The following is a 24,691-nucleotide window of genomic DNA, read 5'->3' as shown; positions in this document are numbered from 1 at the left end:
GGTTATTCCTTTACGAGCGGGCTGTCGTCCACTTCAACTTTTTCACCGGGGCGCGCGTGCTGCAGGCCTTCGACGATGATGCGGTCACCGGCTTTGAGACCGCTGCTGACGATCCAGCGATCGTTGACCACCGCGCCCAACTCCACCGGCTGCTGGCTCACGGTCTGCTCGGCGTCCAGCAGCAAGACCATCGGGATACCGGCGCTGTCACGGGTGATGGCGCGTTGCGGCACGCTGATGCCTTGCTTGTCGACGGCTTGCTCCAGGCGCACCCGTACAAAGCTGCCGGGCAGCAGGTCGAGGTCCGGGTTGGGGAACTCGCTGCGCAGGATGATCTGCCCGGTACCCGGGTCGACGCTGATCTCGGCGAACAGCAACTTGCCCGGCAGTGGGTACAGGCTGCCGTCGTCCTCGATCAGGGTGGCCTTGGCCTGGTCCTGGCCGACTTGCTTCAGGCTGCCGGCACGGAAGGCGCGGCGCAGGTCGTTCAGCTCGCGGTTGGACTGGGTCAGGTCGGCATGGATCGGGTCCAGTTGCTGGATGATCGCCAGCGGCGTGGCCTCGTTCTGCCCGACCAGCGCGCCTTCCGTCACCAGCGCCCGGCCGATGCGCCCGGAAATCGGCGCGGTCACAGTGGCGTAACCCAGGTTCAAGCGGGCGCGTTCCACGGCTGCCTTGTTGGCGGCGACTTCGGCGTTGGTCTGGCGTACGGCGGCGCGGGCGTTGTCGTAGTCCTGGCCGCTGATGGCGTTGCCTTCCACCAATTGGCTGTAGCGCTGCTCCTGCAGGCGCGCCTTGAACGCATCCGCCTCGGCCTTGCTCAGGTTGGCCTGGGCGCTGTCGAGGTCGGCCTTGAAGGGCGCGGGGTCGATGCGAAACAGCACGTCGCCCTGTTTCACGTCATGGCCTTCCTTGAACACCCGTTGCATCACCACGCCGGCGACCCTTGCGCGCACTTCGGCGATGCGCGGCGCGGCAATGCGCCCGCTCAGTTCGCTGCTGATCGACAGGGGTTTGGCTTCCAGGGTTTCGATGCGCACTTTGGCCAGGGGCATTTGCGGCGCTTCGGCGGCGGAGTCGCCACACGCGCTCAGGGCCAGGGTGAGGGCCAGCAGGCAAAATGGCGCAAACAGATTCTTCGACATGCTCTTATCCCAATATTGACTGGCGCATCCTAAAGTCACCTGCGCCGTGGTGCTGTGAAGCTGTGTAGCGGGTCTGTGAAGAAATGTAAGGTGCGGCGCGCGGGGCGCCGGGGGCGTATATCCTTGCACAATCCTGCAAACATGGAGATGCCATGTGGGAGGGGGCTTGCCCCCGATAGCGGTGTAGCAGTCGAAATACGCTTCACTGAGCCACCGCTATCGAGGGCAAGCCCCCTCCCACATGGGATTTGTGTACGACCAACAACTGTATTTTCTGGAAACACCTTTATGCCCAACATCCTCCTGGTGGAAGACGACGCCGCACTCTCCGAGCTGATTGCCAGCTACCTGGAACGCAATGGCTACCACGTCAATGTGCTCAGCCGTGGCGACCATGTCCGTGAACGCGCACGCCTGAACCCGCCGGACCTGGTGATCCTCGACCTGATGCTGCCCGGCCTCGACGGCCTGCAGGTGTGCCGCCTGCTGCGTGCCGACTCGGCGGGCCTGCCGATCCTGATGCTCACTGCCCGCGATGATAGCCACGACCAGGTGCTGGGCTTGGAAATGGGCGCCGACGACTACGTGACCAAGCCCTGCGAGCCACGTGTACTGCTCGCCCGCGTCCGCACCTTGCTGCGTCGCAGCAGCCTGTCCGAGCCCCAGGTGGCCAACGACCAGATCATCATGGGCAACCTGTGCATCGACCTGTCGGAGCGCACCGTGACCTGGCGCGATCAGGCGGTGGAGTTGTCCAGCGGCGAATACAACCTGCTGGTGGTGCTGGCGCGGCATGCCGGTGAAGTGCTCAGCCGCGACCAGATCCTGCAACGCCTGCGCGGCATCGAGTTCAACGGCACCGACCGCTCGGTGGACGTGGCCATCTCCAAGCTGCGTCGCAAGTTCGACGACAACGCCGGCGAGGCGCGCAAGATCAAGACGGTGTGGGGCAAGGGCTACCTGTTCAGCCGTTCCGAGTGGGAATGCTGAGCCATGTTTCGTGTATTGCTGCGCCTCTACCTGATCACCATCGTCACCTACAGCCTGGCGATCTATTTGATCCCTTCGTTGGTGATCCAGCTGTTCGAACACCGCTACATGAACTACAACATCGAGCAGACCCGCGGCCAGCAAAAGCTGATCGTCAAGCAATATCAGCGGGCGCCGGTAGAGCGTTGGTCACAGGTGACCGAGCAACTGGGCCGCGATTTTGCGCCGCTGAAAGTGCAATTGCTGTTGCGCCAGGACGCCAGCTACACCCCGGCGGAAGAACAGCTGCTGGAGCAGGGCAAGTCGGTGGTGCGCCTGGGCGAATGGGGCTGGATGGAGCAGATCAGCTCGCCGATCAATGAGCAATTCGTGGTCAAGCTGACCATTCCGCCCGACCCGATGGACATGAACGTGCTGTATTGGGCGATCAACGTGCTGATCGTCGCCGCGCTGCTGGCCTGCCTGCTCATATGGCTGCGTCCGCACTGGCGCGACCTGGAACGCCTGAAAAGCACCGCCGGGCAACTGGGCCAGGGTAACCTGGCTGAACGCACCGGTCTTCCGGCCAGTTCCAGCATCGGCAGCCTGGCATCGGTGTTCGACGCCATGGCCGACGACATCGAGCACCTGCTCAACCAACAGCGCGATCTACTCAACGCCGTTTCCCATGAACTGCGCACACCGCTCACGCGCCTGGATTTCGGCCTGGCCCTGGCGTTGTCCGAAGATTTGCCCGAGGCCAGCCGCGAACGCCTGCACGGCCTGGTGGCACATATCCGCGAGCTGGATGAACTGGTGTTGGAGCTACTGTCCTACAGCCGCCTGCAAAACCCGGCGCAACTGCCGGAGCGGGTCGAGGTGGTGCTCGATGAGTTTATCGACAGCGTGCTGGGCAGCGTCGACGACGAACTGGAAAATCCCGAGATCGTCATCGATGTCGCGCTCGACTGTGCCGTGGAGCGCTTCAGCCTCGACCCGCGCCTCACCGCCCGCGCTTTGCAAAACCTGCTGCGCAACGCCACACGTTACTGCGACAAGCGCATTCAGGTCGGCGTAAAGGTCTGCGCCAAGGGGTGTGAAATCTGGGTGGACGATGATGGCATCGGCATCCCGCTTGACCAGCGTGAACGCATCTTCGAACCGTTCTACCGCCTGGACCGCAGCCGTGATCGCGCCACCGGCGGTTTCGGCCTGGGCCTGGCCATCAGCCGGCGCGCCCTGGAAGCCCAGGGCGGCACCTTGACGGCGTTGGCGTCGCCATTGGGTGGTGCGCGGTTCCGGTTGTGGTTGCCCAGCGCCGGCTGATCAGAGCACCTTGACCGCACGGCCGATCGCCTGGATCGGCCCGGTGGGCTTGCCGGTCGGCGAGCCCTGTGAGTCTTCCAGGGTCAGTTCGAACAGCTGGTTCTGTGTCAGCGGCGGCAGTTGGTCCAGCGGCACCGACAGTGTCTGGCCCGGCTTGACCAGCCCCAGGGACACCGGCCCCTGCCAGCCATCACCTTTGGTCCAGAACTGCAGGGCCTTGTCGCCCGGCACGTCCATCACGCCCAATGGAATCAATTGGATCTGCTGGTCATTGCTGGCCTGGATCACCCAGCCCGGCGCCTGGCTTTGCGGGGCGACCAACACGACCACAAAGCTGGGTTCAAGGACAGGCGGACGCGTCAGCAGCAGCGCGGCGAGGACCAGCGTGGTGACCATCCCGGCACCGGCCAGGCTGCGCCATACGGCGAGCAGGTTCCACCAGGGGGTGCGGGCACTTGCCGTGTGGCGCTCGATGCGTCGCCATAATTCAGCGGAGGGGGGCACGGGCTCCGCCAAGGCGGTCAGCGGCAACAGACGCTGCTCCCAGGCGTCCACTGCGGCACGCAGTTCGGCGTCGTGCTGGAGACGTTGTTCCACCTCGGCGCGCTGTTCGCCGGGCAGGGTGCCCAGCACGTATTCGCCGGCCAGTTCGTCCAGAGGGTTGCTCATGCCATGCACTCCCGCAGCGCGGCGAGGCTACGTTTGATCCAGGCTTTGACGGTCCCCAGCGGGGCGTCCAGTTTCCGGGCGATTTCGCTGTGGGAAAAACCGTCGACATAGGCATGCAGGATGCACGTGCGACGGGTCGGGTCGAGCTGCTCCAGGCAGGTGTGGACTTGCCCGGAGCGTGTGCTGAATTCAACAGTGTCGGTGGCTGCGACCTGCTCGTATTCCTCGCCCAGCGGCACTTCACGGTAGTGGTTGCGAACCACATTGAGCGCCAGGTGCCGGGTCACGCTGAACACCCAGCCACGGGCCGAACCGCGGCTGGGGTCGAAACTGCCGGCACCACGCCAGATATTGATGAACGCGTCGTGCACGATGTCTTCGGCCAGCGCTTTTTCGCGCACGATGCGCAAAGCCACGCCGAGCAAGCGACTGCTGTCCTGCTCGTAGAGCTGGCGCAAGGCGCGTTGCTCGCCGCGGGCGCAGGCCCGCAGGCAAGCTTCGTAATCAAACACGTGGTGCTCCCCCCCAACGATCAGTATGGGGGGCAGCGTAGCCGACTTTGCTCAGTTGGCCGCCCAGAAGATGTAATCCGCCTGGTATTTCACCACTTCCTGCTTGCCTTTGCTGGCCGTGGTGCACGCGCTGCTCGGCGCCACGCCACCCTTGAGCGCCACGCGCTGGATGTAGCTCACGCCGCTCATTGCACCCTTGCCTTCGGCCGGGTTGGCCTTGACCAGTTGATACGGCAGGTTGCCCGCCCCCGCCGGTGCCACGGCCAACTGCGTGCCGGTGATTTTCGAGCCGTCCTCGGCCTGCCAGGTGGCCGGTGGGCCGAAGTAGGTGCCGACTGGTTTACCGCTGCGGTCGTTCAACACTGCCTTGGGCCCGACAAAAGTCCACTCGGTCTGGCCGGCGGCGTTGGCTTTGTCGCGACACTCGTAGGTGATTTCGCCAACGCCGGTGGTCTCCAGTGCCACTTTGTGGCCGTCCGGCACCTTGATGCTGTCGGGCAGGTCGGCCTGGGCAAAGGCGGCAGGCGCGGCGGCGAGCAGGGCGGTGAGGCAGAGCAGTGCTTTAGCGTTCATGGGTACTTCTCCATTTCAGTGAAACAGCGGGGTAACTGAGAGGACTACCCATGGCCGGCACGATTGGATGCAGCGATTAGAAAATAAACCTGAGAGGGCGCACACTGTGTCCCCCCGTTTTACCCGAGGAGAGATTGGCAATGACTGGTGTGCACACGTCTGCTCAACAAGGTTTTTCTGCCCAGGCTGTTACCTACGCCCAGGGGCGACCGGATTATCCGCGGCAACTCACCGGCTGGCTGGCCGACACGTTGCGCATCAGCGCGCAGTCCAGCGTGATTGACCTGGGCGCCGGCACTGGCAAGTTCACCCGCTTGCTCAGCGCCCTGGCACCGACCCTGATCGCGGTCGAGCCGGTGGCGGCGATGGGCGCGCAGTTGACCCGACTGATGCCGGATGTGCGTCTGCTCAATGGCACCGCTGAATCCATCCCATTGCCAGCCGCCAGCGCCGATGCAGTGGTGTGCGCCCAGGCCTTCCACTGGTTTTCCACCGAGGCGGCCCTGGCGGAAATCCATCGCGTGCTCAAGCCTGACGGCCGCCTTGGCCTGGTGTGGAATGTGCGAGACGAATCGGTGGATTGGGTCGCCGCGATCACCGACATCATCACCCCGTACGAGGGCGATACCCCGCGCTTTCATACCGGGCGTTGGCGTGACGCGTTCAGCGGCAAGTATTTTTCCCAGCCCGAAGTCACCTGTTTCCCCTATAGCCATGTCGGCAGTCCTCAAGAGGTGATCATGGATCGCTTTCTCTCGGTGAGCTTTATTGCCGCGCTGGACGATGAGCCCAAGGCCCGCGTTACCGCGCAATTGCAGGCGCTGATCGACACCCATCCGGCGTTGAAGGGGAAGGACACCGTGGCCTTTCCGTATAAGACCCAGGCTTATGTCTGTCATCGACTGGCCTAAAAGGCATAAAGTCAGATCATATTGGTATAAGTCGTTATAAGAAAAATCGCTATCCTGCGGCCAGAAATTTATAAGGCCGCAGGTAGCTGTAATGGATGTGGGTAATTTTGGTTTTGTGGTTGCCGGTCTGATCGTGGGTTTTATCGTGGGCATGACCGGTGTGGGCGGCGGTTCGTTGATGACGCCGATCCTGTTGTGGTTCGGCATCAACCCGGCCACTGCCGTGGGTACCGATCTGTTGTACGCCGCCATCACCAAGTCGGGTGGGGTGCTGGTACACAGCAAGAACAAGAATATCGACTGGACCATCACCGGCTGGCTGACCCTGGGCAGTGTGCCGGCGGTGTTGCTGACGCTGTGGTTTCTGGCCAGCCTGCATACTGACCCCAGCGCCATGAATGCAGTGATCAAGCAGGCGCTCGGTGTGGTGCTGCTGCTGACGGCGTTGGCGATTCTGTTCAAGAAAAGCCTGTTGGCGTTTGCCCAGCGGCATGCGGGCGACAGCTATCACATGAGCCCGCGCAACTTGAATGCGCTGACGGTGGTGACAGGGGCGATCCTCGGCACCATGGTGGCGCTGACCTCCATTGGCGCGGGTGCGCTGGGGACGGTGGCGTTGTTTATTCTTTATCCGTTTCTGGCCACGCGGCGGCTGGTGGGGACTGAGATTGCGCATGCCGTGCCGTTGACCCTGGTAGCCGGGTTGGGGCATGCCAGCATGGGGAATATGGATTGGCATCTGCTCGGGTTTTTGTTGATGGGGTCGTTGCCGGGGATCTATATCGGTAGTCATATGACGGGGAAGTTGCCGGATGGGGTGCTGCGGCCGTGTTTGGCGGTTATGCTCATGGCTATTGGCTATAAACTGGCTTTCTGATTGGGCGCATATCCGTTGTTCAGGTAACGGCCATTTAGGGTTCCGCCATCACCTAAATAACGGATATACACACAGTCAAAAACCTCAACCCACTACGCCAGGCCCATTCCCAATCTGCCAGACAAACGGCGGCTCAGCCCCATTGACCACCCAATCCCCCACAATCCGCGCCTTGTAAATCAGCGGATTATGCGACGACACCGTCCGCGCATTCCGCCAATGCCGATCCAGCGCCTTACCCTGGCGCACATCCGAAGCCCCCAGCGCATTAAACAACTCGCTGGTCGCCCGCTGAATCAACGACGACACCACCACCTGTGCGGTAGCCGACTCAATCTCGGCCGCCACATTGGCTTCGCGCTCTACCGCATCGTCGCCCCCGAATCGCGCCACATACGCCCGTTGCGCGGGCAGTGTCGCCTTCAGCGCGCTCGCTTCGGCGGCATACACCAGCGCCGCCACTTCACCCACCACCTGTTGAATCTGCGCATCCTGGCTGACATGCGCCGCATTGCCATGGCTGTAGATGCGCTTGCGGCTGCGCACCTGATGCGCCACATCGCGCAGTGCGGCACGGCCGATGCCCGCCAAGGTGGCCAGCAGCACCAGTTGGTAGAACGCGGTCTGGTATTTGAAGCGCGTGGCAAAGTCGATCACGTTGTCTGCCTCCACGACTGCATTGGTAAAGCGCGAAGTGCCGCTGCCGGTGGTGCGCTGGCCAAAGCCATCCCAGTCGTCACTGTGCTCCACGCCAGGCTGACGGGCGCGGGTCGCGGCGATCACGTCGCCACCGGTGTCGCTGCGTTGGGCGTACACATCGATCCAGTCGGCGAAGATGCTGCCGGTGCTATAGAACTTTTCTCCGTTGAGCTTCCACTGGTCGCCGTCGGGGCTGACCCGGGTCACCACGTCGCCAATGGCCACGTTGCCGATTTCGGTCCAGGCACAGCCGACGATATCGCCGTCCACGAAACGCTTGAACCACCGGTCGCGGCCGGCGCCGGGCGGTGCATTCAGGCGGTCTTCGGCAAAGGCGAAGTGCCCGCGCAGGGCCTGGGGCACGTTGGAGTCGGCTTCGGCCAGTTCGATCAGCAGTTCGAACAACTGCGGCAATGAAGCACCACCGCCGCCATACTCCACCGGCACGCGCACCGCGCCAAACCCCGCCTCCTTGAGCCATTGGATCGGCTCATGGGGCAGGGTGCGGCTGTGTTCGCGTGCTACGGCGCCTTCGGCGATGCGCTGGAAGATCGGGCGAAAGCGTGCCGCCAGCGTGGGGTAGTCGACGCCGGTGGACAGCGGGTTGATGACGTGATGTTCGGTCATGGCGAGGTTCCTGGGCAGTGATCGATGCAGAGGCGATTGCACAGTCCGTGCCGGGTGCCGGGGCGCGTATTTACGGGGACAAACGTCGAGTCACTGTTGCCCTGGCAACAGCGGATCGACAAACCCGTGCAATCCAGGACACTGGCGACGGCGCACGGTATTCAACGCAGCCCGCATGGCGCGGGCGTTTCCCAGCCTGGCACGCTTGCTGCTCAAGCCCTGGTACATCCCTTTTTGCGAGGTACCGTCCGATGACTCAACATGCCGTGAAATTTGCCTACTGGGTGCCCAACGTCAGCGGTGGGCTGGTGGTCAGCAAAATCGAGCAACGCACCCACTGGGGCATCGATTACAACCGCAAGCTGGCGCAATTGGCTGAGGCTGCCGGCTTCGAGTACGGCCTGACCCAGATCCGTTTCACCGCCGGCTACGGCGCCGAGAACCAGCATGAGTCCGTGGCATTCAGCCATGCGTTGCTGGCTGCAACCACCAAGCTCAAGGTGATCGCCGCGATCCTGCCCGGCCCGTGGCAGCCGGCGCTGGCGGCCAAGCAATTGGCAACCATCGACCAACTCACCAATGGTCGTATCGCGGTGAATATCGTCAGCGGTTGGTTCAGGGGTGAGTTCCAGGCCATTGGCGAACATTGGCTGGAGCACGACGAGCGTTATCGCCGCTCCGAAGAGTTCATCCGCGCCCTCAAAGGCATCTGGACCCAGGATGACTTCACCTTCAAGGGCGACTTCTACCGGTTCAACAATTACACCCTCAAGCCCAAGCCACTGGGCCAGCCGGAAGTGTTCCAGGGCGGCAGCTCGCGGGCGGCGCGGGACATGGCGGCGCGGGTGTCGGACTGGTACTTCACCAACGGCAACACCCCGGAAGGTATCAAGGCCCAGGTCGACGACATCCGTGCCAAGGCAGCAGCCAATAACCACTCGGTCAAAGTCGGCGTCAACGCCTTTGTGATCGCCCGCGACACCGAGGAAGAAGCGCGCGCCGTGCTGGCCGAGATCATCGACAAGGCCGACCCGGAAGCGGTGAATGCCTTCGGCGATGCGGCGAAACAGGCCGGCAAGGCGTCGCCGGAGGGAGAGGGCAACTGGGCCAAATCCAGCTTCGAGGACCTGGTGCAGTACAACGATGGCTTCAAGACCAACCTGATCGGCACGCCGCAGCAGATCGCCGAGCGCATCGTTGCGCTCAAGGCGGTGGGGGTGGACCTGGTACTCGCCGGGTTCCTGCACTTCCAGGAAGAAGTCGAATACTTCGGCAAGCGCGTGTTGCCGCTGGTGCGAGAGCTTGAAGCCAAGGCGGCAATCAAACAGGTGGCTTGATCCGTACGAGCTTGATCCGTGCAAGTAGTGAGCGGGCTTGCTACAGGTGTTTTTCCAGGCGCAGGGCGGGCGTGTGGTCTTCGTAGTAGTCGTTGATCAGGGCAAAGCGCCGATAACCGTGGCGCTCATAGAGGTTGAGGGCGCCGGGGTTGTCGGTGCGTACTTCCAGACGTATGCAGGTGTAGCCCTGTGCCACGGCGATAGCTTCCACGCCGTTCAGCAACTGCTTGCCCAAGCCAATGCCGCGTGCATGCTCGGCAATGGCAATCGAATACAGGCGCGCCGAGGAGGCGCCCCGACGAAACAACACCAGCGCATAGCCGAGTAACTGCCGGTCATTTTCCGCCACCAGCAACTGGCCGTGGGCGCGGCTGACCATCCACTGGAAACTGCGCGATGACAGCCGGTCGCTGCTGAAACAGCGCTGTTCCAGTGCCACCAGTTCAGACACATCGTTGGAGGTTGCAACGCGAAAGCAAAGAGCCATATGACCGCCGTAAAAGTTGCGTAACGAAACGGGACTTCTCTAAATGATCGTGCTTAATAGAAAAGGTCGAGTTCTCTACAGCGGATCAACTATTATGTCGGCGGTACAAGGTCATTGGCGTGAAGTATCGGAGCAAACAGTCGCGACGACAATAACTGACAAGGGTTATTTTCTCGCCCCCCTCAAAGGAACCCGTCAAGTCGTGATCATTGTCGAGCGCAAGGAAGATTGGGCCTCCTACTTCCCCAGCGAAGACATCGTCACCGCCCAGGAGTACCTGGAACAGACCCGGGAAACCGAGACTGGCAAGCGTGTGCAGGTGATCAACCTGTGTCGCGGCTACAAGTACCTGGGGCACGGTTATTACTGCTCGCTGCTGGCCGAAGCCCGCGGGCACAAGGTGATTCCGTCGGTGCGCACCATCAGCGAACTGACGAAGAAGTCGCTGTACGGGCTGGCCCTGGACGACCTGGATAAAACCCTCGATAAAGCCTTGAGTCATCATCTTTACAGCAATACCGAAGGCTTTACCCTGACACTTTACTTCGGCCGGACCAATATAGAACCGTTGCAGGACCTGGCCCGTCAGTTATTTGAAGCGTTCCCGTGTCCCATCCTGTTAGTTGATTTCAAAAGGAATAACGGCTGGCATATCGAAGGGATCAAGTCCGGTGTATTGCACAAGTTGCGCGATGACCAGGAAGATCAATTCGCCCATGCGCTGGACAACTTCAGCCGCAAGATCTGGCGCCAGCCGCGCTCACGTCGCCTGGCCCGTTATGACCTGGCCATCCTGCACGATCCCCAGGAACAGTTGCCGCCGTCCAACGCCAAGGCATTGGATAATTTCATCCGCGTAGGCAAGGGCCTGGGCATCGATGTGGAGTTGATCGAGCGCAAGGACTATTCGCGCCTGGCCGAGTACGACGCCTTGCTGATCCGCGAAACCACCAGTGTCGACAACCACACCTACCGTTTTGCCAAGAAAGCCGAAAGCGAAGGGCTGGTGGTGATGGACGATCCGGCGTCGATCCTGCGCTGTACCAACAAGGTCTACCTCACCGACTTGCTCAACAGCCACCAACTGGGCATGCCCGCCACCGAGATTCTGTACAAGGAACGACCGGAAGACTTCGAACGGGTCGGCGAGCGCCTGGGCTTCCCGCTGGTGCTGAAGATCCCTGACGGATGCTTTTCCCGAGGCGTGATCAAGGTCGAAAGCCAGGAGGCTTTGCTCAAGGCCACCGCCGAGTTGTTCGAGCATTCGGTGCTGTTGCTGGCCCAGGAGTTCTTCTACACCGAGTACGACTGGCGCATCGGCGTGCTCAACCGCAAGCCGATCTTTGCCTGCCAGTACTTCATGTCCAAGGGCCATTGGCAGATCTACAACCACAAGGCCATCGGCCAGGACATCAACGGTGAATGCCGCACCCTGGCGGTCCATGAAGCGCCCAGGGCAGTGGTGGAGCTGGCGGTGAAGACCGCCAACCTGATCGGAGATGGCCTCTACGGCGTCGACCTCAAGCAGTCCGGTGACAAGGTGGTGGTGATCGAGGTCAACGACAACCCCAACCTGGATGCGGGCATCGAGGATGCGTACTTGCAGGACGACTTGTATGGCCTGGTGCTGGAGGAATTCGTGCGGCGCCTGGAGTTGAAGCGCCAGGGCCAGGTCTGGTGACCCGGCGATGATCCAGCGTTTCGACCTGACTGATGGCAAGCTGCAGGGCGGGGAGAGTGACGCAGCCCCGGTCATGTTGTTCAACAACCCTGACCTGGCCGAACGTGAGTGGCTGCGCGACCACCACAAGCTGGACGAACACGCCCTGGCCTCGGCCCTGGACCCGGACGAAGTCTCGCGTATCGAATTTCACCCCGACAATCTGTTCCTGATCTGGAAGCGGCCGGAGAACTACTCCGGCGGCGGCAACCTGGTGTTCGAAGTGTCGTCCTGCGGCCTGCTGTTTTCCCCCAGCCGCCTGCTGGTGATCGCCACCGACGAAACCCCGCTCAACGGCCTGGGCAAGCGCCGTCCGCTGCACACGCCGCTGGATGTGCTGCTCGATCTGTTGCTCAACAACATCCACCATTACCTCGGCCACCTGAAGGTGATCAAGCTGGTCGCCCGCGAGTTGCAGCAGCAGTTCAATGCGTCCATGAGCAACCACCACCTGATGCAGATGTTCAACCTCAGCGAGAGCCTGATCTATTACATCAACGCGCTGCACAGCAACGGGGCGGTGTTGTCGCGGTTGCGCAACCACGCGGAAAAGGAACATTTCAGCGCCGAGATCATCGGGCTGATCGATGACCTGATCATCGAGAACCACCAGTGCTACAAGCAGGCGGAGATCTATTCCAACGTGTTCTCCGGCCTGATCGATGCGCGTGGCAACCTGATGAACAACAGCATGAACAACCTGTTGCGCAAGCTCACACTGATCAACGTGGTGTTCCTGCCGCTCAACCTGATTGCGAGCATTGGTGGCATGTCGGAGTTCAGCATGATGACGGCGGGGACGCCGTGGTGGGTGTCGTATCCGTTGTTCCTGCTGGTGATGGGGCTTGGGGCGGGGTTGATGGTGTTGGGGCTGAAGCGGATAGCGGGAGGCGCCAATGTGGTATGAACACCGGCTCCTACAGGGGGTGTGTCGTTCAGGCGCCGGGTTGCAAGGTCAAGACCTCGAACCCATCCGCCGTCACCGCCACGGTATGTTCCCACTGCGCCGACAGGCTGTTGTCCTTGGTGACCACCGTCCAGCCATCCTTGAGGCTGCGTACTTTCGAGCTGCCTTGGTTGAGCATCGGTTCCACGGTAAACACCATGCCTTCACGCAGTTCCAACCCGGTGCCGGGACGGCCGAAGTGCAGGACCTGCGGTTCTTCGTGCATCTGTCGGCCAATGCCGTGGCCGCAATACTCGCGCACCACGCTGTAGCCGTTGGCCTGCGCGTGGCTCTGGATCGCGTGGCCGATATCCCCCAGGCGTGCGCCGGGCTTGACCTGGCGGATGCCGGCCCACATCGCTTCAAAAGTCTGTTCCACCAGGCGCCGGGCCTTGGGTGCGACGGTACCGATCATGTACATCTTGCTGGAGTCGGCGATGTAGCCGCCTTTTTCCAGGGTGATGTCGATGTTGATGATGTCGCCGTCCTTGAGGATCTCCTTGGCGCTGGGCATGCCATGGCACACCACCTCATTGATCGAGGTGTTGATGCAGAAGGGGTAGTCGTACTGACCCAGGCTCGCCGGGCGGGCCTTGAGGTCATTGCGGATGAAGGCTTCGACGGCGGCGTCCAGCTCCAGGGTGGAGCGGCCGGCCGCGACGTACCCATCGAGCATGCTGAACACCTGGGCCAGCAGGCGGCCGGATTCACGCATCACCGCCAGTTGTGCGGCAGTCTTGATCATCAACTGCGCCCCCGGATCAGGTCGGGCTTGTCCAACAACAGTTTGTTGATCAGCTCGTTATAGGGCAGGTGAGGATTGAGTTCGGCAAGCAGCCCGATCTTGATCCAGAATTCGGCCTGGGCGTTGATGGAGCGGTCCATCGCGGCGCTGGCCAGGCGCAGTTGTTCGTGCAGTTGGTCGGTGATCTTGACGATGCCCATGGTGTTCACTGTGTGGTAGCAATATACAAAGCGTATATGTTTCGTATATCGATAGTAAACCCCTGGCCGCCAAATGGCGCTTGACCATTGACTTGCCCGCAGGCCGCCGGTTAGTTTCGTCACATGACATTTCAAGCCTTTCGTAGCCAGCCAAGCATTATTACCGCCATTCCTCATTTGGCGGGATAGCACACGGCTGTACCCAAACCCGCCCTAGAGGCGGGTTTTGTTTTTCCGTCTCCAGGGTTTCTGACAAAAAGCCAGGAGACACCCATGAGCACCTGCACCGCGCCTCACACCGCCGACCCGGGACTGCTTGAGCATTACGTGAAGAAGATTCTTGCCGCCCCGGTATACGACCTGGCGGTGCGCACGCCGTTGCAGGCGGCCCCGGCCCTGTCGGCGCTGCTGGGTAACCAGGTGTTGCTCAAACGCGAAGACCTGCAACCGACCTTTTCTTTCAAGATTCGCGGCGCCTACAACAAGCTGGTGCAGCTTACGCCTGAGCAAAAAGCCCGTGGCGTGGTGACCGCGTCGGCGGGTAACCACGCCCAGGGTGTGGCCCTGGCGGCACGGGAACTGGGGATCGAGGCACGCATTGTAATGCCCGCCAGCACCCCGGAACTCAAGGTGCTGGGCGTGCGTTCACGCGGCGCCGAAGCGGTGCTGCACGGCGCAAGCTTCCCGTTTGCCCTGGCCCACGCGCTGCAGTTGGCCGAGTGTTCCGGGTGCACCTTTGTTTCGCCCTTCGATGACCCGGACGTGATCGCCGGCCAAGGCACCGTCGCCATGGAGATCCTGCGCCAGCAGCAAGGGCCACTGGACGCGATCTTCGTGCCGGTGGGCGGTGGTGGCCTGATCGCCGGCGTCGCCGCCTACGTCAAATACCTGCGGCCCGAGGTGCGCATCATTGGCGTCGAGCCCGAAGGTTCCAGCTGCCTGCTGGCGGCACTGCGGGCCGGTGAACGGGTGATACTACCCAGCGTCGACGGGTTTGCCGACGGCACGGCAGTGGCGCAGGTCGGCGCGTATGGCTTTGAGATCTGCCGCGACTGGGTGGATGAAGTCATCACTGTCAGCAACGACGAACTGTGCAGCGCCATCAAGTTGATCTACGACGACACGCGGTCCATCACCGAGCCTTCCGGTGCGTTGGCGGTAGCGGGCATCCGCCACTACGTGGCCCGTCATCAATTCCGCGGACAGACCCTGGTGGCGATCAACTCCGGGGCGAACATCAACTTCGATAGTTTGCGACATGTTGCTGAAAGGGTGGCTGCACAGGGCGCCGTTTAACTTGAAGCCCAGGGTTAAACGATTAATCGCAGCGGTTCGACGACGATTCCGTCGACACTGTTCAACCTCTATAAGAATGCACAGTGCTTATGAGGAAAGGTTACAACGAGGGCCGTTTTTGCCGAGTAGGCTTGGGAGTTACAAGCGTCTGCCAGGGTCGGCAAGACGTGGCGGGCACGCGCCTGCCAGGTTCATGACAATCTGTTGGCAGTCTCAGAAAAGGAGAGGTTGACCATGCTTTCGGAACTAGAGCTTCGCAGCATCATTGAAGGAAGTTTCCTGCCTAAACGGTGCGAATGCACCAAAGCCGAAGATGCCTCGCTGACGATCAAGATCTATGACGACCGTGACCGTGACCGGGTGGATTTGGAAGTCAAAGGTATCAACGCCGACAAACTCGACAGCAGTCGAGCGATTTGCAACCTGATTGCCGGGTTGCGCGAAGACCTCAAGCACACCCATGCACCCGCCCTGCAACGCGCGGGAGGGCGCAGCTTCTATTAGCTTGACGCTTGAGTATGAGGGACCGAAGACCTGTGGGCCTGGATAAACGCCAGGCCCAATACGGTTTCTGTTGCCACCGCCAGCAGGATGCCTGGCCCCGCATTGCCCTTGATCCACTCACCAAACCCCAATAGCGCCAGCACCAGGCACCCGGTGATAAACCCTGTGGTCAGGGCGCGGCGCGTGTCTGAAGGAGGCGCGTGACGGGCGCGGTAGAACATGATGCCGATGCCCAGGAAGAGCGCGGCGTTGCGGCGCGACACCATCCCGGTGGCGTTGGAATACTCCACGCTCCACAACCACAGCAGCAGGTCGGGACGCAGGCCCCAGACCAGTGCGAGGGCGAAGCACAGCAGGGCGGTGAAGGTAGCGAGGGTACGGAAGTTCAAGCGCATGGCGAATCCTTTCAGCCTTATGACAAGCCCGCAAGCGTACGCCTATTAGTGCGGGCCTGGCTCTATTGTTTCAACGCCTCAGTTCTGGAAGTCGCAGGCTTCGGACATCTTCCGATAGCTCACGTCTTCCACCTTGCCTGCTTTATCCAGGAACTTGATATCCGCCTTGATGACCTTGCACTCATCGGTCGGGGTTTCGTTCATGGCCAGCACCTTGTCGATATTCATCGGCAGGCCGTAGTGGTAAGGCACGGGTTTGACGGCGGCTGTTTGATCGTCGGCCTGGGCCAGGCCAGACGCAGCCGCCAGTGCAAGGGTGGCACCGAGCATCAACGTGCGCAGTTTCATGGTGTTTCTCCGCAACAAGTGGGTACAACTTCACTCTCGGCTTGCGGGATTAACCATCGATTAAAGTTTGCCTGGCTGACAAAAGCTTCATCCAAGCTGATGACGATAGGGCAGGTCCGGCCCGGTCTTGCCGCAGGTCATCGCCGCGGCGCGAATGGCAAAGCCCAGCATGACGTCGATCTGTGCCCGCGTGAGCTGTTGCAGGCCCTCTACCGAGTCAAGCTGCTGCTCGGTCAGCCAGGCAATCAACGCCGCCTGGAAGGTGTCGCCGGCCCCCACCGTGTCGGCCATCACCACCTTGACTGCCGGTTGCGACCAGTTGCCGTGCTGGCGGCTGAACACACTGGCACCGTCGCCGCCACGGGTGAGGAACACCAATTGGCAACGGTGTTGCAGCCAGCCCTGCAGCACGCTTTCCGGTGACTGGTCCGGGTAGAGCAGGTGCAGGTCTTCGTCGCTGACCTTGATCAGGTCGGCATGCTTGACCAGCTCCGCCACGCGGTCGCGCCACAGCTGGATATCCGGCTGCGGGTTGAGGCGCACGTTGGGGTCGAGGCTGATCAGGCGCTTGCCGCTTTCACGCTTGACCAGGTTCAGCAGGGTGTCGCCAATCGGCTGCACCACCAGGGAAAACGAGCCGATATGCAGGCCGCGAATGTCAGCCCCCAACGCGGGCAGGTGGGCGACTTCCAGCAGGCGGTCGGCGCAGCCTTCGCCTCGGAAGTTGTACTGCGGTGAGCCATCGGCACCCACGGCGACCATCGACAGGGTGGTCGGTGCGGCGAACTCCACCAGGAACTGCTCGCTCACGCCTTCATCCTTGAGCACCTGCAATAAGCGGCGGCCAAGGAAGTCGGTGGACAAGCCGCTGAACAACCCGGCCTCGATACCCAGGCGGCGCAGGCCTACCGCCACGTTGAACGGCGAACCGCCGGCAATCGCCTTGTAGTTGACCTTGGAAGCCTGCCCGCTGGCGTCTTCCTCGCTGAAGAAATCAAACAGCGCTTCACCACACACCAGATACATAGTCGTTCGCTCTTAAAGGGTTGCCACGAGTTGTTGATAGCGCTCGTAAGCCTGCTGGTAGGCGCCTACGCTGGCCGCCACCGGCAGGGTCCGGCTGGCGGGGTCGACGCTGACGCATTTGTCGCACAGGCTGGCCAGCGCTTCGCCGGACTGGCACCACGCCGCCTGGATCGCTGCGCCCAGGGCCGCGGCTTCGCTTTGTTCGGTGCAGACCACCTCGGTGTTCATGATGTCGGCCACCATCTGCCGCCACACCGGGCTCTTCGAGCCGCCGCCGATCAGGCGGATGCTCTGGCTTTGCAGGCCGGTCTCGCGCAGCAGGTCGAGGCCGTAGCGCAGGCCGAAGGTGGTGCCTTCGACCACGGCGCGGCACAGGTTCGCGCGGGTCAGGTTGGTCATGGTCAGGCCGTGCAGGCTGCCGGTGGCGTGGGGCAGGGCGGGTACACGCTCACCGTTGAGGAATGGCAGCATGCTCAGGCCGTCGGCGCCGATGGGCGCCTGATCGACCAGGGTGTTGAACGCGGCCAGGTCGAGGTCGAACAGCTCGCGCATGACCCCGGTGGCGTTGGTCAGGTTCATGGTGCAGATCAATGGCAACCAGCCGCCGCTGGATGAGCAAAACGTCGCGACCGAAGCCTGGGGGCTGACGTTGGGTTGGTCGGCAAATGCATACACGGTGCCCGATGAACCCAGGCTCATGGTGATCACGCCGGTCGCGATATTACCGGTGCCAATGGCGCCCATCATGTTATCGCCGCCGCCGCTGGACACGATGGCGTTGGGGTTGATGCCCAGGCGTTCGGCGATGGCCGGCAGGATCGTGCCGACGCCTTGATTCGCATCGATCAACGCCGGCAGCGCCGCTTCAAGGCGGCCGCTGGGATCGATGTGCTTGAGCAGATCCACATCCCATTCACGGCTGCGCACATTGAAGTAGCCGGTGCCGGACGCATCGCCATACTCGGCGACGGCGCGGCCGGTGAGCCAGTAGTTGAGGTAGTCGTGGGGCAACAGGATATGCGCAATGCGTGCAAACAGGTCCGGGTGCTGTTCGCGGGTCCACAGTAGCTTGGACACGGTATAACCTGGTGCAATCGCCACGCCGAGGCGTTCCAGCGAGCCGTTCTCACCGCCCAGATAGGCCAGCAGGCGCTCGTTTTCAGGCGTGGTTTCGGTGTCGCACCACAGCTTGGCCGGGCGCAATACCTCACCGTGTTCATCCAGCAGCACCAGGCCATGTTGCTGGCCGGACACGCCGATACCGAGGATATCCTGGCCGTCCACGCCGGCCTGTTGCAGGGCGCGGTGGGTGGCCTCGGTGAAGGCGCCCAGCCATTCCTGGGTGTGCTGTTCGCGGCGGCCATTGGCGCCGCTGATCAGGGTGTGCGCCGCAGCGCCGAGGCCGAGTACCTTGCCGCTGGAGGCGTCGAGAACGATGGCCTTGGTGCCCTGGGTGCCGCAGTCGATGCCGAGAAACAGGTTTTGCTGGGTCATGAGGGTGTGCTCAGCAGTTTATTGTTCGAGTTGGCAATGCATTCCAATGTGCAAGGGGGCAAGCCCCCTCCCACATGTTCAAGTCGGTTTCTTCAGGAGGTGCTTCAGGGTTTCGGTCACGCCGTGATCACGCAAGCTTGCATAACACCGTTCGAACGCTGCCACAAACTCGGCCGACTTGGGAATAGCCGTGCCAAAAATCTCTTCCACCCCCAGCAGGCGCTTGCTGATCAGTGCATCGTCACTCACCAGTCCCTGGCAGAACTCGGCACGCGGGTCGGGGATCTTGTAGCTCACGCCATGTTCATCCACGCCTTTCAGGTACAACGCCCAGGCCGCTACCACCAGCGCCGCACGCTCCGTCTCGCGCCCATCGGCAATCAACCGATTGATGGTCGGCACGGTGAACTTGGGAAACTTCGACGAGCCATCCGAACACACGCGCTCCAGTTGATCGGCAATCGCCTGGTTGGAGAAGCGCTCGACCAATGTCTGCTTGTATTGCGTCAGGTCGATGCCCGGCACCGGCGCCAGGTTCGGCGTGACGTCCAGGTCCATATAGGCGCGCATGTAGGCCACGAACAGCGGGTCATTCATGGTCTCGTGCACAAACCGATAACCCTTGAGAAAGCCCAGGTAGGTCAACGCCAGGTGGCTGCCGTTGAGCAGGCCGATCTTCATTTCTTCATAGGGCGTGACGTCGTCGGTGAATTGCACACCGACCTTTTCCCAGGCCGGGCGACCGTTGACGAACTTGTCTTCCAGCACCCACTGCACAAAGGGTTCGCACACCACCGGCCAGGCGTCGTCGATACCGTGCTCGTCATGCAATTGCAGGCGGTGGGCGGTGCTGGTCATCGGTGTGATGCGGTCGACCATGGCATTCGGGAAGCTCACATTGGCCTTGATCCAGTCGTGCAACTCGGCATTGTGCAGCGCCGCGAACGCCAGCAGCGCCTTGCGCGTCACCGCGCCGTTGTGCGGCAGGTTATCGCAGGACATCACGGTAAACGCCGGGGTGCCGGCGGCGCGGCGCTGGGTCAACGCGGCGCAGATAAAGCCGAACACGGTTTTCGGTGCGCTCGGGTGCGCCAGGTCGTGGCGGATCTGCGGCAGGTGGGCCATGAACTCGCCGTTGCTGTCGTCGATGCAGTAGCCGCCTTCGGTGATGGTCAGTGAGACGATGCGAATGGCCGGGTCGGCCAGTTTGTCGATCAGCGCCTGGGCGCCGTCTTCGGCCAGCAGCATGTCGCTGATCGAGCCGATCACCCGCACCTCGGTGTCGTCGGTGTCGCCCAGTTCGTACAGGGTGAACAGGTAGTCCTGGCCCGCCAGGTCGTCGCGGGCCTTGCGGTCCTCGGCACGCAGGCCGACGCCGCAGATGCTCCAGTCCAACCCTTCGCCAGTGTTCATCAGCGCATCGGTGTAATACGCCTGGTGCGCACGGTGAAAACCGCCGACGCCGATATGGGCGATGCCCTGGGTGGTGCTGGCGATGGCATAGGTGGGCAGCTTCACTTGCGGTGCCAGCTGGGTGAGGTTGTGTTTATTCAGTTTCATCAGCTCAATCTCGCGAAATCAGGCGGCAGCGCGCAGTGGGCGGGCCACGGCCACGCCATCGGTGTCGAACAGATGGCAGTGCGCCGGGTCCAGGTGCAGGTGCAGCGTCTCGCCGTACTGGCTGGCCATGTCGCCACGGATGCGCATGGTCAGCGGTTCGCCATTGGCGGTGATGACGTGGCAGAAGGTGTCGCTGCCCAGGCGCTCGCCGACGTCGGCGGTGACGGTCAGGGTGGTTTGGCCGGGCGTGGCGATTTCCAGGTGCTCCGGGCGAATGCCCAGGGTCACCGCGCTGCCGGCGCTCAGGGTGGCGCTGCTCAACGGCAGGCTGATGGTGGTGCCGGCATCCAGTTGCACTTCACAGCCCTGGCCTTCGACGCGGGTTACCTTGCCTTTGAGGAAGCCCATCTTCGGCGTGCCGAGGAAACCCGCCACAAACAGGTTGGCCGGCTGGTGGTACAGCTCCAGCGGCGAGCCGACCTGCTCGATACGGCCACTGTTGAGTACTACCACTTTGTCGGCCAGGGTCATGGCTTCGACCTGGTCGTGGGTCACGTAGATCATGGTCGCTTGCAGTTCTTTATGCAGCCGCGCCAGTTCCAGGCGCATCTGCACGCGCAGGGCGGCGTCGAGGTTGGACAGCGGTTCGTCGAACAGGAAGATCTTCGGGTTACGCACAATCGCCCGGCCAATGGCCACACGCTGGCGCTGGCCGCCAGACAGTTGCTTGGGCTTGCGCTCCAGCAATGGCCCAAGTTCCAGGATGCGCGCCGCTTCGCTGACTTTGCTTTCCACCAGTTTCTTGTCGACACCGGCCAGGTCGAGGGCAAACGACATGTTCTTGCGCACGCTCATGTGCGGGTAGAGCGCATAGGTCTGGAAAACCATGGCCAGGTCGCGCTTGGCCGGGGTCACTTCGGTGATGTCGCGCCCGTCCAGCTCGATGGTGCCTTCGCTGACTTCTTCCAGGCCGGCGATCAGGCGCAGCAGCGTGGATTTACCGCAGCCCGAGGGGCCGACGAACACCACGAATTCCTTGTCGTTCACTTCCAGGTCGATGCCCTTGATGATGGAAAAGCCTTCGAAGCCTTTTTGCAGATTCTTGATTTTCAGGTTGGCCATGATGGGCCTCCGCTAGGAATTATTATTTAACGGCGCCGAAGGACAGACCGCGCACCAGCTGTTTCTGGCTGATCCAGCCAAAGATCAGGATCGGCGCGCAGGCCAGGGTCGACACGGCGGACAATTTGGCCCAGAACAGCCCTTCGGGGCTGGAGTAGGAGGCGATCAGCGCGGTCAGCGGCGCGGCGGCGGACGAGGTCAGGTTCAGCGACCAGAACGCCTCGTTCCAGCACAGGATCAGCGACAGCAACACGGTTGACGCCAGGCCACCCTTGGCAATCGGCAGCAGTACACGGACCATTTCCTGCCATAGGGTGGCGCCATCCAGGCGGGCGGCTTCGAGGATGTCCTTGGGGATGTCCTTGAAGTAGGTGTAAACCATCCAGACCACGATCGGCAGGTTGATCAGGGTGTAGATGATGATCAGCGCGATGCGTGTATCCAGCAGGCCGAAGCTCTTGGCCAGCAGGTAGATCGGCATCAGCACGCCCACCGGCGGCAGCATCTTGGTCGACAGCATCCACAGCAGCGTGCCTTTGGTGCGCTGGGTTTCGTAGAACGCCATGGAGTAGGCGGCCGGCACCGAGATCAGCAGGCACAGGGCGGTGGCGCTGAAGGAGATCAGCACCGAGTTCCACGCATAACTGAAGTAGTTGCTGCGCTCGTTGATGTGCAGGTAGTTCTCCAGCGTCGGCGTGAAGATGAACTGCGGCGGCGTGGCGAACGCGTCGATCTCGGTCTTGAAGCTGGTCAGCACCATCCAGAAGATCGGGAAGAAAATCAGGATCGCGATGGCCCAGGCCAGGGTGCCGAGCAACAGGCTTTGCAGGCGGCGGGATTGTTGAAGCGTCATGGCGCGGCCCTCAAGGCTTGTCAGTCAGGTTTTTGCCGATCATCCGCACCAGGATGATCGCCGCGATATTGGCGATGACCACGGCAATCAAGCCGCCGGCCGAGGCCATGCCCACGTCGAACTGCACCAGCGCCTGGTTGTAGATCAGGTACGCGAGGTTGGTCGAGGCGTAACCGGGGCCACCGTTGGTGGTGGTGAAGATTTCGGCGAACACCGAGAGCAGGAAGATCGTTTCGATCATCACCACCACGGCAATCGGCCGGGCCAGGTGGGGCAGGGTCAGGTGCCAGAAGATCGCGATGGCGCCGGCACCGTCCAGGCGCGCAGCTTCCTTTTGTTCCTGGTCGAGGGACTGCATGGCGGTCATCAGCAGCAGGATCGCAAAGGGCAGCCATTGCCACGACACGATGATGATGATCGACAGCAACGGGTAGTGCGCCAGCCAGTCCACCGGCTCGGCACCGAACAGCTTCCACACGGCAGCGAGAATCCCCGACACCGGGTGGAAAATCAGGTTCTTCCAGATCAGCGCGCCGACGGTAGGCATGATGAAGAACGGCGAGATCAGCAGCACCCGCACCAGGCCACGACCGAAAAACTCACTGGCTTCGAGCAGGGCACTGATCAACACACCGAACACCACACTGATCAGCAGCACGCTGCCCACCAGCAACAGGGTATTGGTGGCGCCGGGCAGGAAGCCCGAGTCGGTCACGAAGTAAGCGAAATTTTCCAACCCCACGAACTCGTTTTCACCGGGGTAGAGCAGGTTGTAGCGGATCAGCGAAAAGTACAGGGTCATGCCCAGCGGCACGATCATCCACAGCAGCAGCAAGGCCACCGAGGGGCTGACGAGGAACCAGCCGGGGTTAGCCAGGCGGTTTTTGGCGGGTGTATTCATTAGGGTCAAGACCAGTCAGATACGAATCGGAGCGCGGTCAATGTGGGTGGGGGCTTGCCCCCTCCCACATTTGACTGTGGGTGGGGCTGGGTTATTTGGGGTAACCCGCCCGCTTCATCTCACGCTCGGTGGTGGTCTGCGCGGCGGTCAAGGCTTGATCCACTGTCTGCTGACCGGTCAGCGCGCCCGAGAAGAACTTGCCGACCTGGGTGCCAATCGCCTGGAACTCAGGAATGGTCACCAACTGGATACCGATATACGGCACCGGCTTGAGCGTCGGTTTGGTCGGGTCCGCGACTTTCAACGATTCCAGCGTCACCTTGGCAAACGGTGCGGCTTTCATGTACTCGTCGCTGTAGGTCGACTTGCGCGTGCCTGGCGGTACGTTGGCGACGCCGTCGGTCTTGGCGACCAAGGCACCATATTCCTTGGAGGTGGCCCAGCTGGTGAACACCTTGGCGGCGTCCTTCGCCTTGGAACTGGTCGGGATCGCCAGGCTCCAGGAGTACAGCCACGACGTACCTTTGTCGGTCTTTTCATGAGGGGCAAAGGTGAAGCCGACATGGTCAGCCACTTTGCTCTGGGTCTTGTCGGTGACGAACGAGCCGGCCACGCTGGCATCCACCCAGATCGCGCACTTGCCGCTGTTGAACAGCGCCAGGTTTTCGTTGAAACCGTTGCTGGAAGCGCCCGGCGGGCCGGATTTCTTCATGTTGTCGACGTAGAAGTTCAGTGCGTCCTTCCATTCAGGGCCGTTGAATTCCGGCTGCCATTTCTCATCGAACCAGCGCGCTCCGTAGCCGTTGGCCAGGGTGGTGATCAGCGCCATGTTCTCGCCCCAACCGGCTTTGCCGCGCAGGCACAGGCCGTATTGCTCTTTGCTCTTGTCGGTGAGTTTGCTGGCGAATTCGCCGATCTGGGTCCAGGTCGGGTGCTCGGGCATGGTCAGCCCGGCGTCCTTGAACAGATCGGTGCGGTAATAGGTGATCGAGCTTTCGGCGTAGAACGGCAGGGCGTACAGCGAGCCTTTGACGGACAAACCGTCACGTACTGAAGGGAAGACATCGTCGAGGTCGTAGGACGCCGGCAGATCCTTCATCGGCTCCAGCCAACCCTTGGCGCCCCACAGTGCAGCTTCGTACATGCCGATGGTCAATACATCGAACTGCCCACCCTGGGTGGCGATGTCGGTGGTCAGGCGCTGGCGCAGTACGTTTTCTTCGAGCACCACCCAGTTCAGCTTGATCTCCGGATGCTCGGCCTCGAAGGTTTTCGAGAGCTTTTGCATGCGGATCATGTCGCTGTTGTTGACGGTGGCAATGGTCAGGGTCTGCGCGCCAAAGCTGACGGCGCTGAGGGTCATGCAGGTGGTCATGCAGGTAGAGACGAGCAGTGCTTTTGCTGTGAACTTCATCGCGCACTCCATTTCCATGCCCAGGGGGCTACGGA

Annotated in this window: 25 protein-coding genes and 1 pseudogene; 9 read left to right on the top strand and 17 right to left on the bottom strand. The window is 61.8% G+C overall.

Annotated features, from left to right (window positions below):
• Window positions 1-2: 2 nt before the first annotated feature.
• Window positions 3-1,145, bottom strand: coding sequence for an efflux RND transporter periplasmic adaptor subunit (locus tag BM110_RS27210; protein WP_058424858.1), 1,143 nt, complete (start codon window positions 1,143-1,145; stop codon window positions 3-5).
• A 288-nt stretch (window positions 1,146-1,433) separates the two neighbouring features.
• Between BM110_RS27210 and BM110_RS27205 the strand changes: the two genes are divergently transcribed.
• Window positions 1,434-2,135: a response regulator gene (locus BM110_RS27205; protein ID WP_058424857.1), complete on the top strand. Its 702-nt coding sequence runs from the start codon at window positions 1,434-1,436 to the stop codon at window positions 2,133-2,135.
• A 3-nt stretch (window positions 2,136-2,138) separates the two neighbouring features.
• Window positions 2,139-3,440 (top strand): ATP-binding protein, encoded by a 1,302-nt coding sequence (locus BM110_RS27200; protein WP_092249025.1) that lies wholly within the window; start codon window positions 2,139-2,141, stop codon window positions 3,438-3,440.
• On the opposite strand, the gene BM110_RS27195 is transcribed toward BM110_RS27200, so the two are convergent.
• From BM110_RS27195 to BM110_RS27185, 3 genes are read right to left on the bottom strand one after another with little or no spacing between them, the layout of a single operon-like run.
• Entirely contained in the window at window positions 3,441-4,109 is a 669-nt protein-coding gene (locus BM110_RS27195; protein ID WP_092249028.1) for an anti-sigma factor, read from the bottom strand. It abuts the gene before it with no gap.
• A complete protein-coding gene (locus BM110_RS27190) occupies window positions 4,106-4,621 on the bottom strand; it encodes a sigma-70 family RNA polymerase sigma factor (protein ID WP_093514495.1) in 516 nt (171 codons plus the stop codon). Before BM110_RS27190 ends, BM110_RS27195 begins: the two co-directional genes overlap by 4 nt.
• Window positions 4,622-4,672: 51 nt before the next feature.
• Complete coding sequence (locus tag BM110_RS27185; protein ID WP_092249032.1) at window positions 4,673-5,194, bottom strand: DUF3455 domain-containing protein; 522 nt, start codon at window positions 5,192-5,194, stop codon at window positions 4,673-4,675.
• Window positions 5,195-5,334: 140 nt separating this feature from the next.
• Here BM110_RS27185 and BM110_RS27180 point away from each other — a divergent pair, with 140 nt between their 5' ends.
• Both BM110_RS27180 and BM110_RS27175 read left to right on the top strand, forming a co-directional pair.
• Complete coding sequence (locus tag BM110_RS27180; protein ID WP_092249034.1) at window positions 5,335-6,105, top strand: class I SAM-dependent methyltransferase; 771 nt, start codon at window positions 5,335-5,337, stop codon at window positions 6,103-6,105.
• Window positions 6,106-6,196: 91 nt separating this feature from the next.
• Window positions 6,197-6,982 (top strand): sulfite exporter TauE/SafE family protein, encoded by a 786-nt coding sequence (locus BM110_RS27175; protein WP_092249036.1) that lies wholly within the window; start codon window positions 6,197-6,199, stop codon window positions 6,980-6,982.
• 84 nt (window positions 6,983-7,066) lie between these two features.
• On the opposite strand, the gene BM110_RS27170 is transcribed toward BM110_RS27175, so the two are convergent.
• A complete protein-coding gene (locus tag BM110_RS27170) occupies window positions 7,067-8,308 on the bottom strand; it encodes an acyl-CoA dehydrogenase family protein (protein WP_093514494.1) in 1,242 nt (413 codons plus the stop codon).
• Between the two features lie 251 nt (window positions 8,309-8,559).
• Between BM110_RS27170 and sfnG the strand changes: the two genes are divergently transcribed.
• Window positions 8,560-9,645, top strand: a complete 1,086-nt coding sequence (gene sfnG, locus BM110_RS27165) for a dimethylsulfone monooxygenase SfnG (RefSeq protein WP_093514493.1) — start codon at window positions 8,560-8,562, stop codon at window positions 9,643-9,645.
• Window positions 9,646-9,688: 43 nt separating this feature from the next.
• Here sfnG and BM110_RS27160 read toward each other — a convergent pair.
• A pseudogene (locus BM110_RS27160) lies at window positions 9,689-10,132 on the bottom strand (GNAT family N-acetyltransferase); the annotation flags it as partial.
• A 94-nt stretch (window positions 10,133-10,226) separates the two neighbouring features.
• On the opposite strand from BM110_RS27160, the gene BM110_RS27155 reads away from it, so the two are divergent.
• Complete coding sequence (locus tag BM110_RS27155; RefSeq protein ID WP_071490610.1) at window positions 10,227-11,813, top strand: RimK family protein; 1,587 nt, start codon at window positions 10,227-10,229, stop codon at window positions 11,811-11,813.
• 7 nt (window positions 11,814-11,820) lie between these two features.
• A complete protein-coding gene (locus tag BM110_RS27150) occupies window positions 11,821-12,759 on the top strand; it encodes a magnesium transporter CorA family protein (RefSeq protein ID WP_092249042.1) in 939 nt (312 codons plus the stop codon).
• Between the two features lie 28 nt (window positions 12,760-12,787).
• Here the strand turns inward: BM110_RS27150 and map are convergent, their stop codons facing one another.
• Together map and BM110_RS27140 are read right to left on the bottom strand one after the other, a co-directional pair.
• A complete protein-coding gene (map, locus tag BM110_RS27145) occupies window positions 12,788-13,543 on the bottom strand; it encodes a type I methionyl aminopeptidase (protein ID WP_093514491.1) in 756 nt (251 codons plus the stop codon).
• Window positions 13,543-13,743, bottom strand: a complete 201-nt coding sequence (locus BM110_RS27140; RefSeq protein ID WP_003190946.1) for a ParD-like family protein — start codon at window positions 13,741-13,743, stop codon at window positions 13,543-13,545. Before BM110_RS27140 ends, map begins: the two co-directional genes overlap by 1 nt.
• Before the next feature lie 273 nt (window positions 13,744-14,016).
• Here BM110_RS27140 and ilvA point away from each other — a divergent pair, with 273 nt between their 5' ends.
• Together ilvA and BM110_RS27130 are read left to right on the top strand one after the other, a co-directional pair.
• A complete protein-coding gene (ilvA, locus tag BM110_RS27135) occupies window positions 14,017-15,039 on the top strand; it encodes a threonine ammonia-lyase, biosynthetic (protein WP_092249046.1) in 1,023 nt (340 codons plus the stop codon).
• A 234-nt stretch (window positions 15,040-15,273) separates the two neighbouring features.
• Window positions 15,274-15,543, top strand: coding sequence for a DUF1652 domain-containing protein (locus BM110_RS27130; protein ID WP_071490607.1), 270 nt, complete (start codon window positions 15,274-15,276; stop codon window positions 15,541-15,543).
• Here the strand turns inward: BM110_RS27130 and BM110_RS27125 are convergent.
• The 9 genes from BM110_RS27125 to BM110_RS27085 all read right to left on the bottom strand — a co-directional run bounded on the left by BM110_RS27125 (window position 15,540) and on the right by BM110_RS27085 (window position 24,617).
• Window positions 15,540-15,938, bottom strand: a complete 399-nt coding sequence (locus BM110_RS27125) for a hypothetical protein (RefSeq protein ID WP_092249048.1) — start codon at window positions 15,936-15,938, stop codon at window positions 15,540-15,542. The genes BM110_RS27130 and BM110_RS27125 overlap by 4 nt on opposite strands.
• Before the next feature lie 78 nt (window positions 15,939-16,016).
• Entirely contained in the window at window positions 16,017-16,286 is a 270-nt protein-coding gene (locus tag BM110_RS27120; protein WP_092249050.1) for a DUF2790 domain-containing protein, read from the bottom strand.
• 87 nt (window positions 16,287-16,373) lie between these two features.
• The gene (locus BM110_RS27115; protein WP_093514490.1) at window positions 16,374-17,312 is read right to left on the bottom strand and encodes a carbohydrate kinase family protein; all 939 of its coding nucleotides are present in this window, start codon (window positions 17,310-17,312) and stop codon (window positions 16,374-16,376) included.
• A 12-nt stretch (window positions 17,313-17,324) separates the two neighbouring features.
• Window positions 17,325-18,806 (bottom strand): xylulokinase, encoded by a 1,482-nt coding sequence (gene xylB, locus BM110_RS27110; protein WP_093514489.1) that lies wholly within the window; start codon window positions 18,804-18,806, stop codon window positions 17,325-17,327.
• A gap of 78 nt (window positions 18,807-18,884) precedes the next feature.
• Entirely contained in the window at window positions 18,885-20,366 is a 1,482-nt protein-coding gene (locus tag BM110_RS27105; protein ID WP_093514488.1) for a mannitol dehydrogenase family protein, read from the bottom strand.
• Window positions 20,367-20,384: 18 nt separating this feature from the next.
• A complete protein-coding gene (locus BM110_RS27100) occupies window positions 20,385-21,488 on the bottom strand; it encodes an ABC transporter ATP-binding protein (protein ID WP_093127661.1) in 1,104 nt (367 codons plus the stop codon).
• Window positions 21,489-21,510: 22 nt separating this feature from the next.
• Entirely contained in the window at window positions 21,511-22,341 is an 831-nt protein-coding gene (locus BM110_RS27095) for a carbohydrate ABC transporter permease (RefSeq protein ID WP_003173672.1), read from the bottom strand.
• Between the two features lie 10 nt (window positions 22,342-22,351).
• Window positions 22,352-23,242: a carbohydrate ABC transporter permease gene (locus BM110_RS27090; RefSeq protein ID WP_071490600.1), complete on the bottom strand. Its 891-nt coding sequence runs from the start codon at window positions 23,240-23,242 to the stop codon at window positions 22,352-22,354.
• Window positions 23,243-23,333: 91 nt separating this feature from the next.
• Entirely contained in the window at window positions 23,334-24,617 is a 1,284-nt protein-coding gene (locus tag BM110_RS27085) for an ABC transporter substrate-binding protein (RefSeq protein ID WP_371858640.1), read from the bottom strand.
• Window positions 24,618-24,691: the final 74 nt, after the last annotated feature.

The sequence above is a fragment of the Pseudomonas sp. NFPP28 genome (assembly GCF_900115535.1).
In the GTDB taxonomy this organism is placed as follows: Bacteria; Pseudomonadota; Gammaproteobacteria; order Pseudomonadales; family Pseudomonadaceae; genus Aquipseudomonas; species Aquipseudomonas extremorientalis.
This window is presented reverse-complemented; position numbering and strand designations above follow the sequence as displayed.

Excerpts from the sequence above, each read along its gene's own strand:
- BM110_RS27195 (WP_092249028.1), bottom strand. The coding sequence starts at position 4,109 with ATGAGCAACCCTCTGGACGAACTGGCCGGCGAATACGTGCTGGGCACC.
- xylB (WP_093514489.1), bottom strand. The coding sequence starts at position 18,806 with ATGACCCAGCAAAACCTGTTTCTCGGCATCGACTGCGGCACCCAGGGC.
- BM110_RS27095 (WP_003173672.1), bottom strand. The coding sequence starts at position 22,341 with ATGACGCTTCAACAATCCCGCCGCCTGCAAAGCCTGTTGCTCGGCACC.
- BM110_RS27210 (WP_058424858.1), bottom strand. The coding sequence starts at position 1,145 with ATGTCGAAGAATCTGTTTGCGCCATTTTGCCTGCTGGCCCTCACCCTG.
- sfnG (WP_093514493.1), top strand. The coding sequence starts at position 8,560 with ATGACTCAACATGCCGTGAAATTTGCCTACTGGGTGCCCAACGTCAGC.
- BM110_RS27185 (WP_092249032.1), bottom strand. The coding sequence starts at position 5,194 with ATGAACGCTAAAGCACTGCTCTGCCTCACCGCCCTGCTCGCCGCCGCG.
- BM110_RS27180 (WP_092249034.1), top strand. The coding sequence starts at position 5,335 with ATGACTGGTGTGCACACGTCTGCTCAACAAGGTTTTTCTGCCCAGGCT.
- BM110_RS27085 (WP_371858640.1), bottom strand. The coding sequence starts at position 24,617 with ATGACCACCTGCATGACCCTCAGCGCCGTCAGCTTTGGCGCGCAGACC.
- BM110_RS27130 (WP_071490607.1), top strand. The coding sequence starts at position 15,274 with ATGCTTTCGGAACTAGAGCTTCGCAGCATCATTGAAGGAAGTTTCCTG.
- BM110_RS27105 (WP_093514488.1), bottom strand. The coding sequence starts at position 20,366 with ATGAAACTGAATAAACACAACCTCACCCAGCTGGCACCGCAAGTGAAG.
- BM110_RS27090 (WP_071490600.1), bottom strand. The coding sequence starts at position 23,242 with ATGAATACACCCGCCAAAAACCGCCTGGCTAACCCCGGCTGGTTCCTC.
- ilvA (WP_092249046.1), top strand. The coding sequence starts at position 14,017 with ATGAGCACCTGCACCGCGCCTCACACCGCCGACCCGGGACTGCTTGAG.
- BM110_RS27155 (WP_071490610.1), top strand. The coding sequence starts at position 10,227 with ATGTCGGCGGTACAAGGTCATTGGCGTGAAGTATCGGAGCAAACAGTC.
- BM110_RS27140 (WP_003190946.1), bottom strand. The coding sequence starts at position 13,743 with ATGGGCATCGTCAAGATCACCGACCAACTGCACGAACAACTGCGCCTG.
- BM110_RS27120 (WP_092249050.1), bottom strand. The coding sequence starts at position 16,286 with ATGAAACTGCGCACGTTGATGCTCGGTGCCACCCTTGCACTGGCGGCT.
- map (WP_093514491.1), bottom strand. The coding sequence starts at position 13,543 with ATGATCAAGACTGCCGCACAACTGGCGGTGATGCGTGAATCCGGCCGC.
- BM110_RS27170 (WP_093514494.1), bottom strand. The coding sequence starts at position 8,308 with ATGACCGAACATCACGTCATCAACCCGCTGTCCACCGGCGTCGACTAC.
- BM110_RS27150 (WP_092249042.1), top strand. The coding sequence starts at position 11,821 with ATGATCCAGCGTTTCGACCTGACTGATGGCAAGCTGCAGGGCGGGGAG.
- BM110_RS27205 (WP_058424857.1), top strand. The coding sequence starts at position 1,434 with ATGCCCAACATCCTCCTGGTGGAAGACGACGCCGCACTCTCCGAGCTG.
- BM110_RS27175 (WP_092249036.1), top strand. The coding sequence starts at position 6,197 with ATGGATGTGGGTAATTTTGGTTTTGTGGTTGCCGGTCTGATCGTGGGT.
- BM110_RS27125 (WP_092249048.1), bottom strand. The coding sequence starts at position 15,938 with ATGCGCTTGAACTTCCGTACCCTCGCTACCTTCACCGCCCTGCTGTGC.
- BM110_RS27200 (WP_092249025.1), top strand. The coding sequence starts at position 2,139 with ATGTTTCGTGTATTGCTGCGCCTCTACCTGATCACCATCGTCACCTAC.
- BM110_RS27115 (WP_093514490.1), bottom strand. The coding sequence starts at position 17,312 with ATGTATCTGGTGTGTGGTGAAGCGCTGTTTGATTTCTTCAGCGAGGAA.
- BM110_RS27100 (WP_093127661.1), bottom strand. The coding sequence starts at position 21,488 with ATGGCCAACCTGAAAATCAAGAATCTGCAAAAAGGCTTCGAAGGCTTT.